Origin of the sequence: Thauera sp. (genome assembly GCF_035444905.1) — a bacterium.
GTDB lineage: Bacteria > Pseudomonadota > Gammaproteobacteria > Burkholderiales > Rhodocyclaceae > Thauera.
This window is the reverse complement of the sequence record NZ_DAOMPS010000003.1, coordinates 1-13389: the sequence shown is the minus strand read 5'-3', so window position 1 is coordinate 13389 and position 13389 is coordinate 1. Positions and strand designations below refer to the sequence as shown.

The following is a 13389-nucleotide window of genomic DNA, read 5'->3' as shown; positions in this document are numbered from 1 at the left end:
AGAGACGAGACAATGACGACTGCAAGCAATGCCGCGCCCGCGGCTCAGACGGGGCGCCAGTTCGGCGACGTGATCCTCGACCTGCAGAACATCTCGCTGCGCTTTGGCGGGGTGAAGGCGCTGACCGACATCAGCTTCAATATCCGCGAGCACGAGGTGCGCGCCATCATCGGCCCCAACGGCGCCGGAAAGAGCTCGATGCTCAACGTGATCAACGGGGTGTATCACCCGCAGGAAGGCAGGATCATGTTCCGCGGCCAGGAGCGCAAGAAGATGGAGCCGCACATGGCGGCCCAGCAGGGCATCGCGCGCACCTTCCAGAACATCGCGCTGTTCAAGGGCATGAGCGTGCTGGACAACATCATGACCGGCCGCAACCTGAAGATGAAGTGCAACCTCTTCCAGCAGGCGCTGTGGATCGGCGCCGCACGCAACGAGGAGATCGCGCACCGCGCCAAGGTCGAGGAGATCGTCGACTTCCTCGAGATCCAGCACATCCGCAAGACGCCGGTGGGCGCGCTGCCCTACGGTCTGCAGAAGCGTGTCGACCTTGGCCGCGCGCTGGCGATGGAGCCGCAGATCCTGCTCCTCGACGAGCCGATGGCGGGCATGAACGTCGAGGAAAAGCAGGACATGTGCCGCTTCATCCTCGACATCAGCGACCAGTTCGGCACCACGATCGTGCTCATCGAGCACGACATGGGGGTGGTGATGGACATCTCCGACCGTGTGGTGGTGCTGGACTACGGCAAGAAGATCGGCGACGGCACGCCTGACGAGGTGCGCAACAACCAGGACGTCATCAACGCCTATCTGGGCAGCGGTCACTGAGCGGAGCGGGACATGGGATTCTTTATCGAAACGATGTTGGGCGGCCTGATGACCGGCATGTTGTACTCGCTGGTCGCGCTGGGCTTCGTGCTCATCTTCAAGGCTTCCGGGGTGTTCAACTTTGCCCAGGGGGCGATGGTGCTGGTCGCCGCGCTGGCGATGGCCCGCTTCTCCGAGTGGTCGAACGCGGCGCTGGGCGGCGACAGCCTGTTCCTCGCCAACGTGATCGGCATCATCGGTGCGGGCATCGTGATGTTCGCCGTGGCGTGGACCGTCGAGCGCTTCGTGCTGCGCAAGCTGGTCAACCAGGAAGGCGCCACGCTGCTGATGGTGACGCTGGGCATCGCCTACGTGCTCGAGGGCCTGGGCCAGACCTTCTTCGGCAGCGAGATCTACTCGATCAACGTCGGCATGCCGAAGGACCCGGTGATCATGTTCGAGGGCCTCATCGAAGGCGGCGTCATGATCAACAAGGAAGACTTCATCGCCGCGGCGCTGGCGGCGGTGCTGGTCGCCGGCCTCACCGTCTTCTTCCAGAAGACCGCGGTGGGCAGGGCGTTGCGGGCGGTGGCCGATGACCACCAGGCGGCGCAGTCGGTGGGCATTCCGCTCAACAAGACCTGGGTGATCGTGTGGTGCGTGGCCGGTCTGGTGGCGCTGGTGGCGGGCATCATCTGGGGCTCGAAGATGGGCGTGCAGTTCTCCCTCGTCACCGTGGCGCTGCGTGCGCTGCCGGTGGTGATCCTCGGCGGCTTGACCTCGGTGCCGGGTGCGATCGTCGGCGGTCTCATCATCGGCGTCGGCGAGAAGTTGTCCGAGGTCTATCTCGGACCCTACGTTGGCGGCGGCATCGAAATCTGGTTCGCCTACGTGATGGCACTCATCGTGCTGCTGTTCCGGCCGCAGGGTCTGTTCGGCGAAAAGATCATCAACCGCGTCTGACGGGGAGAGAGAACAGTGATTTATCGTGAGAATGGCCAGTTCAAGACGAGCTACCTGGCCGACCAACAGATCTTCACGATCGCCCAGGACAAGTGGTTCGTCCTCGGTCTGATCGCCTTCGCCGCCATCGGCGTGCCGATGCTGGCCGACGAGTACCTGTTTCGCGCCATCCTGATCCCCTTCCTGTTGCTGTCACTGGCGGCGCTGGGGGTGAACCTGCTGGTGGGCTACTGCGGCCAGATCACCCTGGGGGCGGGGGCCTTCATGGCGATCGGCGCCTATGCGGCCTACAACTTCATGGTGCGCATCGACGGCATGCCGCTGGTGCTGGCGATGCTGCTCGGTGGCGTGGCGGCAGCGGCCTTCGGCATCCTGTTCGGCATCCCCAGCCTGCGGGTGCGCGGCCTCTACCTGGCGGTGGCGACGCTGGCCGCGCAGTTCCTGTGCGACTGGGCCTTTCTGCGCATCGGCTGGTTCACCAACTACTCGGCCTCGGGCTCGGTGTCGGTGGCCAAGCTGGAGGCCTTCGGCTGGGTGATCAACACGCCGACCGAGAAGTACCTGTTCTGCCTGATCTTCGTGGTGGTGTTCGCGCTGCTGGCCAAGAACCTCACTCGCGCCAGCATCGGCCGCCAGTGGATGGCGATCCGCGACATGGACGTGGCGGCGGAAGTCATCGGCATCCGCCCGATGTTCGCCAAGCTTTCGGCGTTCGCGGTGAGTTCCTTCGTCGTCGGTGTGGCCGGGGCGCTGTGGGGCTTCGTGCACCTCGGTTCGTGGGAGCCGGCGGCGTTCTCGGTCGATCGCTCCTTCCAGTTGCTGTTCATGGTCATCATCGGTGGCATGGGCTCGATCATGGGCAGCTTCTTCGGCGCCGCCTTCATCGTGATCCTGCCGATCTTCCTGAACCAGTTCCTGCCCTTCGTGGGGGGGCTGATCGGGGTCACCGTGTCGACCGCCGGTATCTCGCATGCCGAGCTCATCATCTTCGGTTCGTTGATCATTTTCTTCCTGATCGTCGAGCCCCATGGCCTCGCCCGACTGTGGTCGATCGCCAAGCAGAAACTGCGTCTGTGGCCCTTCCCCCACTGATGCAGCGGTTTTGTCGCAGTGCCCATGAAGCAATCATAAGGAGGAGACTCATGAAATTCCGCACCCTGGCCCTTGCGGCCGCCATCGCCTCGGTGGGCCTGTCGTCCGCCGTGTTCACCCCCGCAGCCCACGCCCAGGCGTCCGAGCAGTTCTTCCCGGTGCTGGTCTATCGCACCGGCGCCTATGCCGCCAACGGCAACCCCTGGGCCAACGGCTACGTCGATTACCTGAAACTGGTCAATGCCCAGGGCGGCGTCAACGGTGTCAAGCTCAGCTATGAGGAGTGCGAGTTCGGCTACGCCACCGACCGCGGTGTCGAGTGCTACGAGCGCCTGAAGGGCAAGGGCGCCACCGTGTTCCAGCCGCTGTCGACCGGTGTGACTTTCGCCATGACGGAGAAGGCCCCGGTGGACAAGATTCCGCTGATCACTTCCGGCTATGGCCGCAGCGAGTCGCAGGATGGCACGGTGTTCAAGTGGAACTTCCCGCTGCTGGGCACCTACTGGGTCGGCGCTGACGTCGCCATCCAGCATATCGCCAAGCAGATGGGCGGCATGGACAAGCTCAAGGGCAAGAAGATCGCGCTGGTCTACCACGACAGCCCCTTCGGCAAGGAGCCGATCCCGCTGCTGCAGGAGCGCGCCAAGATGCACGGTTTCGATCTCCAGTTGCTGCCGGTCGCCCACCCGGGTGTCGAGCAGAAGGCCACCTGGCTGCAGATCCGCCGCGACCGCCCGGACCATGTGCTGCTGTGGGGCTGGGGTGTCATGAACTCCACCGCGATCAAGGAGGCTCAGGCCACCGGCTATCCGCGCGACAAGATGCTCGGCATCTGGTGGGCGGGCGCGGAACCCGACGTCAAGGATGTCGGTGCCGGCGCCAAGGGTTACAGCGCGCTCGCCCTGCAGCACGGTGCCGAGCCCAACAGCAAGGTGGTGAAGGACGTGCTCGCCCTGGTGCACGACAAGGGCCAGGGGACCGGGCCGAAGGACGAGGTCGGTTCGGTGCTCTACATGCGTGGCCTGATCTCGGCCATGCTCGGTGTCGAGGGCGTGGCGGCCGCGCAGGAGCGCTACGGCAAGGGCAAGGTCATGACCGGCGAGCAGGTGCGCTGGGGCCTGGAGAATCTCAATCTGGATCAGGCAAAGCTCGACGGGATGGGCTTCGAGGGGGTGATGCGCCCGGTCAAGACCTCGTGCAACGACCACATGGGCGCGGCCTGGGCGCGGGTACACACCTGGGATGGCGCCAAGTGGGAGTTCAGCTCCGACTGGTACGAGGGTGATGCGTCGGTTCTCGGCCCGATGGTGGCCGACGCGGCCACCAAGTACGCCGCCGAGAAGGGCATTCAGCGCCGTACCGTCGAGCAGTGCGCGGAGTAAGTTGAAACATGCCGCCGCGCCCTCGGGCGTGGCGGCCTCGTGGTGGAATCCAAGATGAACGCTCCCAATACAGCCTTCCTCAGTGTCAACAACGTCGAGGTGATCTACAACCACGTGATCCTCGTCCTCAAGGGCGTGTCGCTGTCGGTGCAGGAGGGCAGCATCGTTGCCCTGCTCGGAGGCAACGGCGCCGGCAAGACCACTACGCTGCGTGCGGTCAGCAGCCTGCTCAAGGGCGAGCGTGGCGAGGTGACCAAGGGCTCGGTGGAGTACAACGGCGAACGCGTTGACTCGATGACGCCCGCAGACCTCGTCAAGCGCGGTGTCGTGCAGGTCATGGAGGGCCGTCACTGCTTCGGCCACCTCACCATCGACGAAAACCTGCGCACCGGCGCCTACACCCGCACCGACGGCAAGGCCGCAGTCGAGGAAACGCTGGAGAAGGTCTACAACTACTTCCCGCGCCTGAAGACGCGGCGCAACAGCCAGGCGGCCTACACTTCGGGTGGCGAGCAGCAGATGTGCGCGATCGGTCGTGCGCTGATGGCCAAGCCCAAGCTGGTGCTGCTCGACGAGCCCTCGATGGGTCTGGCGCCGCTGATCGTCGAGGAGGTGTTCGAGATCGTCAAGGACCTCAACACCAAGGAAGGGGTGAGCTTTCTGCTCGCCGAACAGAACACCATGGTCGCGCTGCGCTATGCCGACTTCGGCTACATCATGGAGAACGGCCGCATCGTGATGGAAGGCGCCGCGAAGGACCTGGCGACCAACGAGGACGTCAAGGAGTTCTACCTCGGCCTGTCGGGCGAAGGGCGCAAGAGCTTCCGCGACGTCAAGCACTACCGTCGCCGCAAGCGCTGGCTGAGCTGAGCCGCCGGGCGCCTCGGCGCCGCACCTCCTCGATACCGGATCGCGCAAGGATGCCGACATGAATTTTCACGACCACCGCGAAACCCTCGACCCCGCCGCGCGCGAGCGCGAGCTGCTTGCGCGCCTGCCCGGCCAGATCGCCCACGCCAAGGCGAACGCTCCGGCGTTCGCCAAGCTGCTCGAGGACGTCGACCCGGACAGCATCGTCAGTCGCGAGGCCCTGGCCACGCTGCCGGTGACGCGCAAGTCCGAGCTGCTCGAGCGCCAGAAGGCGGCGCGCCCCTTTGGCGGCTTCGCGGCGGTGGGCTGGGGCCAGGGCTGCCGGCGGGTGTTCGCCTCGCCGGGGCCGCTGTACGAACCCGAGGGCGCCCGACCCGACTACTACCGCCTGGCGCGCGCACTGCACGCGGCCGGCTTCCGTGCCGGCGACCTGGTGCACAACACTTTCTCCTACCACTTCACGCCGGCCGGTTCGATGATGGAGACCGCCGCCCACGCATTGGGCTGCACGGTGTTCCCGGCCGGCGTGGGCCAGACCGAGCAGCAACTGGCGGCGATCGCGGACCTGCGGCCAAATGCCTACGTGGGTACGCCGTCCTTCCTGCGCATCCTGCTCGACAAGGCCGACGAGCTCGGCGTTGCCGTCTCCTTCACCAAGGCCTTCGTGTCCGGCGAGGCCTTCCCGCCGAGCATGCGCGACGCTTTCGCTGCGCGCGGCATCCAGGCCTTCCAGGCCTACGCGACCGCCGACATCGGGCTCATCGCGTATGAAACGCCGGCGCGTGAGGGCCTGGTGGTGGACGAGGACATCGTGCTCGAGATCGTCCGTCCCGGCACGGGCGACCCGGTCGAGGTGGGGGAGGTGGGCGAGGTGGTGGTCACCACCTTCAATCCCGACTACCCGCTGATCCGCTTCGGCACCGGCGACCTGTCGGCGGTGCTGCCGGGTGTTTCGCCCTGCGGCCGCAGCAACCTGCGCATCAAGGGCTGGATGGGGCGGGCGGACCAGACGACCAAGGTCAAGGGCATGTTCGTGCATCCCGGCCAGATCGCCGAGGTGGTGCGCCGCCATCCCGAGATCCGTCGCGCCCGCCTGGTGGTGGATAATCCCGGGCTCAACGACCGCATGACGCTGATGTGCGAGGTCGCCGGTGGCGGCAGCGAGGCGCTGGCCGGGGCGATCGCCGCCAACATCCGGGAGCTGACCAAGCTGCGTGGTGAAGTCGCCTTCCTGCCTTCAGGGGCGCTTGCCAACGACGGCAAGGTCATCGACGACGTGCGGGTTTATGAATAATCGACAGGCAGGCGCACCGCCGCGCTGACCCGGCACCCCGCGCCCCGGGCCCCGGGCCGGCGCGGGGCGTGCGCGCTGCCAGCAACGGGAGCATGCATGCAAGCAGGGAATCACGCTGACCGCCGTCCGCTCGAGGGCGTGCGCATCCTCGACCTCACCCGTCTGTTGCCGGGGCCGCTCGCGACCCAGCATCTGGGCGACTACGGCGCCGAGATCATCAAGGTCGAGGATACCGGCGCCGGGGATTACGCCCGCAGCATGGGCGCGATGGGCGGCGACACGAGCTATTTCTACCAGATCGTCAACCGCAACAAGCGCAGCCTGCGGCTGGACCTCAAGCAGGCCGAGGGCAAGGCCTTGTTCCTGCGCCTGATCGAAGGCGCCGATGTGGTGGTCGAGGGCTTTCGCCCCGGCGTGATGGACCGCCTCGGGCTTGGCTACGCCGTGCTCGCCGCGCGCAATCCGCGCCTGGTCCTGTGCAGCATCACCGGCTATGGCCAGACCGGACCCTATGCCGAGCGCGCGGGCCACGACATCAACTACATCGGCTACGCCGGCGTGCTCGACCAGATCGGTGCTGCAGGTGGTCCGCCGGTGCTGCCGAATCTGCAGATCGGTGATCTGCTGGGAGGCACGATGGCGGCGGTGATGGGCATCATGGTCGCCTTGTTCGATGCGCAGCGCAGCGGACGGGGCCGCCATGTGGACGTGTCGATGACCGACGCGGCGTTCGCCCATGCGATCTTTCCGCTGGCCGAGGTGCTGGCCACGGGGCGCGCGCGCCCACGCGGCGAGGATCTGGTGAGCGGCGGCGTGCCCTGCTACGGCGTCTATGAGACCGCCGACGGGCGGCACATGGCCGTGGGCGCGCTGGAGGAGAAGTTCTGGCACCTGCTGTGCGACACCCTGGGCCGGCCCGATCTGAAACCCGGCCATCTCGCCCGCGGCGAGGTCGGGGCGCAGGTGAGGGCTGAGCTCGAGGCGATCTTCGGCAGCCGCAGCCAGCAGGCCTGGATCGAGGTGTTCGACCGCGTCGACTGCTGCGTCACGCCGGTGTTGAGGCTGGAGGAGAGCTTGCAGGATGCCCAGCTTCGCGCGCGCAACATGGTGGTGGACGCCGGTGCAATCCGCCAGTTCGGGCCACCGGTGCATATGGATCGCATGCCGTGGACCGAGCCCCGGCCGGCGCCGGCGCGCGCAGGAGAGGATAGCGAGGCGATCCTCGCTGCGCTGGGGGTGGAGGGCGAGGAGCTTGCCCGTCTGCGCGCGGCTGGCGTGATCTGAGCCGGCCCGGCGCGCAGGGGCGGCCTGATTTACTTGTCGGCGGGGGCCTTGCGCCGCCCGCCGCGGCTGGTCGCCTTGGCCGCGGCTTCCGCCGCGGCAGCCTGCGATTCGCCGGCCGGCTGGGTGTTCATCATGTTCCATGGCCACATCGAAGCGGCGGCTGCGAAGGGGTTGGCCGCCGGGTCGGCGCTCGGCGCTTCGGCCCCTTGCGCATGCTGGCTCATGGCCTTGACGGCGGCGATCGCGGCGCGCTGCATTTCCAGCCCCTGGGTGCTCATCTGCAGCATGTTCAGGTTCATCTTCAGCCAGCCTTCCACCGCCTTCATGTCGGCGATGCGCTTGTCGAGCTCGTCCACATCCAAGGTCGGGGTGACCATGCCCGGTAGCGAAAAGCCCATGCTGCTCCACATGCCGCGCACGAACTCGAGCGGGTCCTGGGCATTCTGATCCTGCGACATTGCGTGACTCCCGGCTGATTGAAGGGTGTGCGCGAATCTTACCCGATGCGCTGGGCTTCCTGTGCATTGCTCATGCCGAGCATGCGTCGTCGGTCGCGCCGGCGGCCGTGGAGGCCGACAACAGGCGGTGCATCAGTGCGCGCAGGCGTGCGGGGCGCACCGGCTTGTGCAGCAATTGCACGCCGCTGGCGTGGATGCGCGCGAGGGTCTCGCTGGCGATCTCGCCGCTGGCGACGATGGCCGGCAGCCGACGGGTGGCCGGTCGGGCGTGAACGCGTTCGATCAGCACTAGGCCGTCACAGGCGCCGCGCAGGCGCAGGTCGGTGAGCAGGATGTCCGGGATCGGCCCGCCCTCGAGCTGGGCGATCAGCTCGTCCGCGCTGGCCGCGCTGATCACCTCGCAGCCCCAGCTCGTCAGCAGGTCGTGCATGGCGCTGCAGGCCAGCGGGTCATCATCGACCAGTGCCACGCGCAGGCCGTCGAAACGTCCGAGGGCGCGTGCGTTTTCCTCGATTCCGAGCGGGCTCGGCGGCTCGCCGCGGGGCAAGGCGACCGCGAACACCGAGCCGCGGCCCGGGGCCGAGCGCAGGTCGAGGCGCAGATCGAGCAGGTCGACGAGTCGGCGCACGATCGCCAGTCCAAGGCCGAGTCCCTTGTCACGCGCACGCTCGACGTTATCGAGCTGGACGAACTCCTGGAAGATGATGTGCTGGGCATCTTTCGCGATCCCGAGGCCGCTGTCGCGCACCTCCACCCGGACCTGCGCGCCGTGCCGGCGGCAGGCGACCAGCACGCTGCCGGCCGGCGTGTAGCGGATCGCATTGCTGACGAGGTTGGAGATGATGCGCTCGAACAGGTGCGGATCACTATGTACCCAGCATGACGCGCAATGCAGCCGCAGGCGAAGCCCGCGTGCATCGGCGCTGGGCGCGTGGCCGGCGACGACGCGTTCGAGTACGGCCCGCAGGTCGAAGCTGCATGGCACTGGCTTGAGCACGCCGGCGTCGAGGCGGGAGATGTCGAGCAGGCCGTCGAGCAGGTTCTCCATCGCCTCGGCCGACGCGCCGATGCGCTCGGTGATCTGCCGGCTCCGGGGTGCGAGTGCCTGTTGCTGGAGCTCGGACAGGAACAAGCCGAGTGCGTGCAGGGGCTGGCGCAGGTCGTGGCTGGCGGCGGCGAGAAAGCGCGACTTGGCGAGATTCGCCCGCTCGGCCTCTTCCTTGCGCGCGCGCAGCTCCGCCGTGGCCTCCTCGATCCGGCGCGACATCGACGCGTGGGCGTCAGTCAGGCGTTCAGCCATCTCGTTCACGCCCTCGGCCAGCATGCGCAGGCTGCCCCCTTCGCGGATGTGGACGCGCTCGTGCAACTGGCCCTGGCCAATGCGTGTCACCGTCTCGGCGACGCTGCGGATCGGCCCGCTCACGGTGCGGCTCATGGCACGCGCGAAGAGCAGGCTGCCCAGCGCCACCACCAGCATCCAGCCCGCGCCAATCCACAGCAGCTGGGCGCGACGGTCTTGGATGCGTGCGAGTGACACCTCGACGACCACGGTGCCGAGTGCTGGCGACGTGGCGGCGCCGTCGCCCATGCCAAGCTCATTGGTCGGATCGGTCGCGAGCGGGCTGTAGCGGATCGGCTCGACGATGCGAAGCCAGTGCCGCGAGCCTGCCGCCGCCATGCCCGAGCGCGTGGCGCCTGCATCGTCCGCTCGTGTATCCGGCGATCGCCCGGCTTGCGCCAGCACCTTGCCGTCGGGGTCGAGGATGGAGACCGAGGCGATGTCGTCTTCGAGCAGCAGGGCGCTGCTGAGCTGGTGCAGGGACTCCTGGTCGCCGGAGAACACCGCATATTCGCTCGCCGCCGCCAACTGGCGAGTATGCGCCTGGGCGCGCGCGACCAGCGCTTCGTCCAGGTCGGACAGGCGCAGGCTGGTATGGGTGGCCGTCATCAGCGCGGCCAGCACCACCATCGGCACGAAGGCGACGAAGGTCACGCGGGCGCGTACGCCCCAGCGTTCGATCATGACCCGTTTCCTCGCTCAACCGGAGCGCGGAGAGCAAGGTGTCGCGCAAGGGCTGGTCGCGCGCGCGCGCCGATCGCAGTGGGTCGCGGCGCGGCGAGCCGGGCAGGAGCAGGACGTGACATGGCGTGGAGAGGGTAGGCGCTCGGATTGTCCGCTGTTTCCCCGGTGCGGCATAGGGTCTCACGGATCTCGCATGCTATCCTGCGCGCCCTGCATGGCGAGCGGTACCAGAAACGTTGCGGAGCGCGTGTTGACCAAGATTCTGATCGTTGAGGACCATGCGCTGGTGCGTGAGGCCATGGCCCAGGCCGTGGTGCGCCTCGGCGAGGCGGTGTGCTGCATCGAGGCGGCGAGTGCCGACGAGGCTCTCGCGCGGCTCCAGCAGGACGGCGATCTGGATCTGGCGATCATCGATCTGATGCTGCCCGAGATGAACGGCTTCTCGCTCCTGGCGATCCTCGCCAAGCGCTTTCCCGACATGCCGGCGATCGTGGTCTCCGCCATGGACGACGAGGCTTCGGTGCACCGCGCGATCAAGGCCGGCGCCTCGGGTTTCGTATCCAAGTCCAGCTCGAGCGAGGTGTTGCTGCAGACCGTGCGCAGCGTGCTCGAGGGCGGCATGCCGATGGTACCGCCGACACGACCCGCGGCCCCGGCGCACGCCCCCGCGCAGGTGGCTGCTGACTTCGTCCTGACCGCTGCCCAGGGCCGGGTGCTGGAACTGCTCGCCAGTGGGCGGACGAATCGTGAGATTGCCGATCTGCTGGGCTTGTCCGAGGGGACGGTGAAGGTCCACATGACCGCCATCTTCCGCGCGCTGGGCGTGGCCAATCGGGCCCAGGCGCTGGTTGCGCTGGCGCGCAGCGGCACCCGCCTGTAGCCTGCGCGGCGCTTCTTCAGTGCGAGCGCCGCACGCCCTGCGTCAGGCGTAGCGGCATGTCGGCTGCGGGCAGGCGCTCGACCGTCTCTTCCACCTCGTACTCCTGCCCGTCGTCAATGAAGTCGATTTCAAGCACTTCAAGCACCTGGCGCGCGATCGCGCGGCAGGCGTTGGCGAGCGGCGTTGGCAACTGCTCGGGAAGCTGCTTGTGCAGCAACAGCTTGGATGACGACAGTGCATTGACCGGACGCAGGATGCGATGGCGGTAGGCCCCCATCCATTGCGCCACGCTGCGGTCGGCGGCCTCGCGCTGCCACGCATTGTGCGGCCATTGCGTGGGCACGGCGTAGGCGCGCGGGAACATCTCGAGGTCGCGCAGCACGGTGCGGATGTCCTCGTGCGACTCGCGGAAGGGCAGCAGCACGATGTCGGACAGGGCGTAGAGCTTGCGGTCCATCTCGGTGCGGTTGCCGCCGCCGTCGATGACGCCGATCCAGTCCTCCAGGGTGCGCAGCTTGTCCACGACCTTGGTCAGCGCGTCGCGAGTGCGTGCATCGGCGATCACATAGCGGCGCCCAGTGGGAATCAGGGGTTCGCGCGACGTGTCGGTGAGCACGCAGGCCGCACGTTGGCCGAGCAGCCCCAGACCCTGGCACAGCATGTGGGAGAGCGTGGTCTTGCCGGTCCCGCCCTTGTTGCCGATCACGCAGATGATCTCAGCCATGAATCCTCAGTCCTCAGCTTTGCACTCGCAAATCAGCGCATGGCAGGCATTATCCGGTGCGGCCGACCGGTGCGAGCGCGCGAAAAGCGGGCTTTCGTGCCGTCATTTCCGTCCATCGGCCGAGTGCCTCAGGCGGCCCTGGCCGGCGCGATCCGGTAGGCGTAGAGCTGTGTGCGACGTCGATCTCCGACTTCGACGACGAACGTCGGTTCGCAGCCGGGAACGGGGAAGCTGTTGCTCAACAGCAGGCTGCCCGGCCGCATTTCGGCCCGGGCCTTGTTCCACACCGCGGCCATCGGCACCGGTGACAGGAAGGCATACACCACATCGTAGTCGGCCCAGGGCTCCGCGAACAGGTCGCCCCGTCGCCATTGCAGGTTGGCGAGCCGGCGTGTCAGCACCCGCCCCAGCAGCCAGCTCGCTGGCGCCAGCTCGATGCCGGTGAACTGGCAGTCGGGCCGCGACCGGGCCAGCGGCCGCAGCAGCGAGCCGGTGCCCGCGCCAATGTCCAGTACCCGCGCCGGACCCGCTGGGAGCAGCCCGAGCACGGCCCGTGCCGTGTCGCGATTGCTCAGGTAAAGCGGCACCTGGCTGCGAAAGCTCGTCCAGTAGGTGAGGGCAAGCACGATGAAGGCCAGCAGGTACCAGCCCGGGTGCAGTGCGAGCCGCTGCGCTGCCACCACGAGCGGAAGAAAGCCGAGATGGATGGGCAGCCACCAGCGGTCGCTGCGCAACAAGACTGCAAGCAGTGCGGCCAGCGCCGCCTGTGCGGTCACGAGCGGCCACAGTCCGTTCAAGACGGCGCTGCGGGCGAGGAGGAGGGCGCCGGCAAGGCCGGCGCCCTGGGCGAGCAGGGCTTTGAGGGCTGGCGCCATGGCAGGCTCGAGTCGGGCTGGATGTGGTGGGGCTGAAGCTGCAGCGGGGCGATCGCTCGCGGGCGGTTGCGGTGACTGCCCTCATGATAGGGCCGTGCCCTCGGGGCCGGCGCGACACGTTTCACTGTCGGCCTTGCCGTGCATGGCAGATGACACGGGCTTTCGCAGAAAGTATTTGACAGCCCAATTTCGAGACACTATAGTGCGGGGCTTCCCGACGGAGGGATACCCAAGCGGTCAACGGGATCAGACTGTAAATCTGACGGCTCAGCCTTCGAAGGTTCGAATCCTTCTCCCTCCACCAGATACATCGTCGTTGTGCCGCGCAGCGTGCGCGGTCGGCGAAAGTGGTTGTAGTGAATCGATTGCAGTTTGCTGCGGCGTGGTAAGTGCGGGTGTAGCTCAATGGTAGAGCAGAAGCCTTCCAAGCTTATGACGAGGGTTCGATTCCCTTCACCCGCTCCAGATGTGCTGCGTTTGTACTGTTTCGGAGCCCATGTAGCTCAGTGGTAGAGCACTCCCTTGGTAAGGGAGAGGCCACGTGTTCAATCCACGTCATGGGCACCACTCATTTTCTGCCTGGCCTGGCGCGGCGGCCAACTCGATTGGCTGCCGCACTGGTTTTTCTGGTTCTGATTTTAAGGATAGCGATATGGCTAAGGGTAAGTTTGAGCGGACGAAGCCGCACGTGAACGTTGGCACGATTGGCCACGTTGACCATGGCAAGACGACGC

At 66.9% G+C, this 13389-nt stretch carries 13 protein-coding genes and 3 tRNA genes; 12 read left to right on the top strand and 4 right to left on the bottom strand.

All coding sequences use genetic code 11. From position 1 onward, the window contains the following. Positions 1-12: 12 nt before the first annotated feature. From PLC66_RS02090 to PLC66_RS02060, 7 genes are all read left to right on the top strand, one after another. Positions 13-831: an ABC transporter ATP-binding protein gene (locus PLC66_RS02090; RefSeq protein ID WP_324537430.1), complete on the top strand. Its 819-nt coding sequence runs from the start codon at positions 13-15 to the stop codon at positions 829-831. Between the two features lie 12 nt (positions 832-843). Continuing rightward, positions 844-1773, top strand: coding sequence for a branched-chain amino acid ABC transporter permease (locus PLC66_RS02085; RefSeq protein ID WP_324537428.1), 930 nt, complete (start codon positions 844-846; stop codon positions 1771-1773). 15 nt (positions 1774-1788) lie between these two features. After that, a complete protein-coding gene (locus tag PLC66_RS02080; RefSeq protein WP_324537426.1) occupies positions 1789-2865 on the top strand; it encodes a branched-chain amino acid ABC transporter permease in 1077 nt (358 codons plus the stop codon). Between the two features lie 50 nt (positions 2866-2915). Continuing rightward, positions 2916-4247, top strand: coding sequence for an ABC transporter substrate-binding protein (locus PLC66_RS02075; protein ID WP_324537424.1), 1332 nt, complete (start codon positions 2916-2918; stop codon positions 4245-4247). A 54-nt stretch (positions 4248-4301) separates the two neighbouring features. Continuing rightward, complete coding sequence (locus PLC66_RS02070) at positions 4302-5117, top strand: ABC transporter ATP-binding protein (protein ID WP_324537422.1); 816 nt, start codon at positions 4302-4304, stop codon at positions 5115-5117. 58 nt (positions 5118-5175) lie between these two features. Further along, positions 5176-6411 (top strand): phenylacetate--CoA ligase family protein, encoded by a 1236-nt coding sequence (locus tag PLC66_RS02065; RefSeq protein ID WP_324537421.1) that lies wholly within the window; start codon positions 5176-5178, stop codon positions 6409-6411. A gap of 96 nt (positions 6412-6507) precedes the next feature. Next, positions 6508-7695, top strand: a complete 1188-nt coding sequence (locus PLC66_RS02060) for a CaiB/BaiF CoA transferase family protein (RefSeq protein WP_324537419.1) — start codon at positions 6508-6510, stop codon at positions 7693-7695. Between the two features lie 29 nt (positions 7696-7724). On the opposite strand, the gene PLC66_RS02055 is transcribed toward PLC66_RS02060, so the two are convergent. Then, positions 7725-8153 (bottom strand): PhaM family polyhydroxyalkanoate granule multifunctional regulatory protein, encoded by a 429-nt coding sequence (locus PLC66_RS02055; protein ID WP_324537417.1) that lies wholly within the window; start codon positions 8151-8153, stop codon positions 7725-7727. Positions 8154-8223: 70 nt separating this feature from the next. Next, a complete protein-coding gene (locus PLC66_RS02050) occupies positions 8224-10176 on the bottom strand; it encodes an ATP-binding protein (protein WP_324537415.1) in 1953 nt (650 codons plus the stop codon). Between the two features lie 250 nt (positions 10177-10426). Between PLC66_RS02050 and PLC66_RS02045 the strand changes: the two genes are divergently transcribed. Further along, the gene (locus tag PLC66_RS02045; protein ID WP_324537413.1) at positions 10427-11056 is read left to right on the top strand and encodes a response regulator; all 630 of its coding nucleotides are present in this window, start codon (positions 10427-10429) and stop codon (positions 11054-11056) included. A 16-nt stretch (positions 11057-11072) separates the two neighbouring features. On the opposite strand, the gene PLC66_RS02040 is transcribed toward PLC66_RS02045, so the two are convergent. Then, positions 11073-11780 (bottom strand): P-loop NTPase family protein, encoded by a 708-nt coding sequence (locus tag PLC66_RS02040; protein ID WP_324537411.1) that lies wholly within the window; start codon positions 11778-11780, stop codon positions 11073-11075. A 128-nt stretch (positions 11781-11908) separates the two neighbouring features. Continuing rightward, a complete protein-coding gene (locus PLC66_RS02035) occupies positions 11909-12655 on the bottom strand; it encodes a class I SAM-dependent methyltransferase (RefSeq protein WP_324537409.1) in 747 nt (248 codons plus the stop codon). A gap of 219 nt (positions 12656-12874) precedes the next feature. Between PLC66_RS02035 and PLC66_RS02030 the strand changes: the two genes are divergently transcribed. The 4 genes from PLC66_RS02030 to PLC66_RS02015 form a co-directional block, all read left to right on the top strand. Further along, a tRNA-Tyr gene (locus tag PLC66_RS02030) sits at positions 12875-12959 on the top strand. 87 nt (positions 12960-13046) lie between these two features. Further along, positions 13047-13120, top strand: a tRNA-Gly gene (locus tag PLC66_RS02025). Positions 13121-13147: 27 nt separating this feature from the next. Next, positions 13148-13222: transfer RNA gene (locus PLC66_RS02020), tRNA-Thr, on the top strand. Next, positions 13197-13389 (top strand): hypothetical protein (locus tag PLC66_RS02015; RefSeq protein WP_349769664.1); only part of this gene is annotated, 193 nt, incomplete at its 3' end. The genes PLC66_RS02020 and PLC66_RS02015, both read left to right, overlap by 26 nt.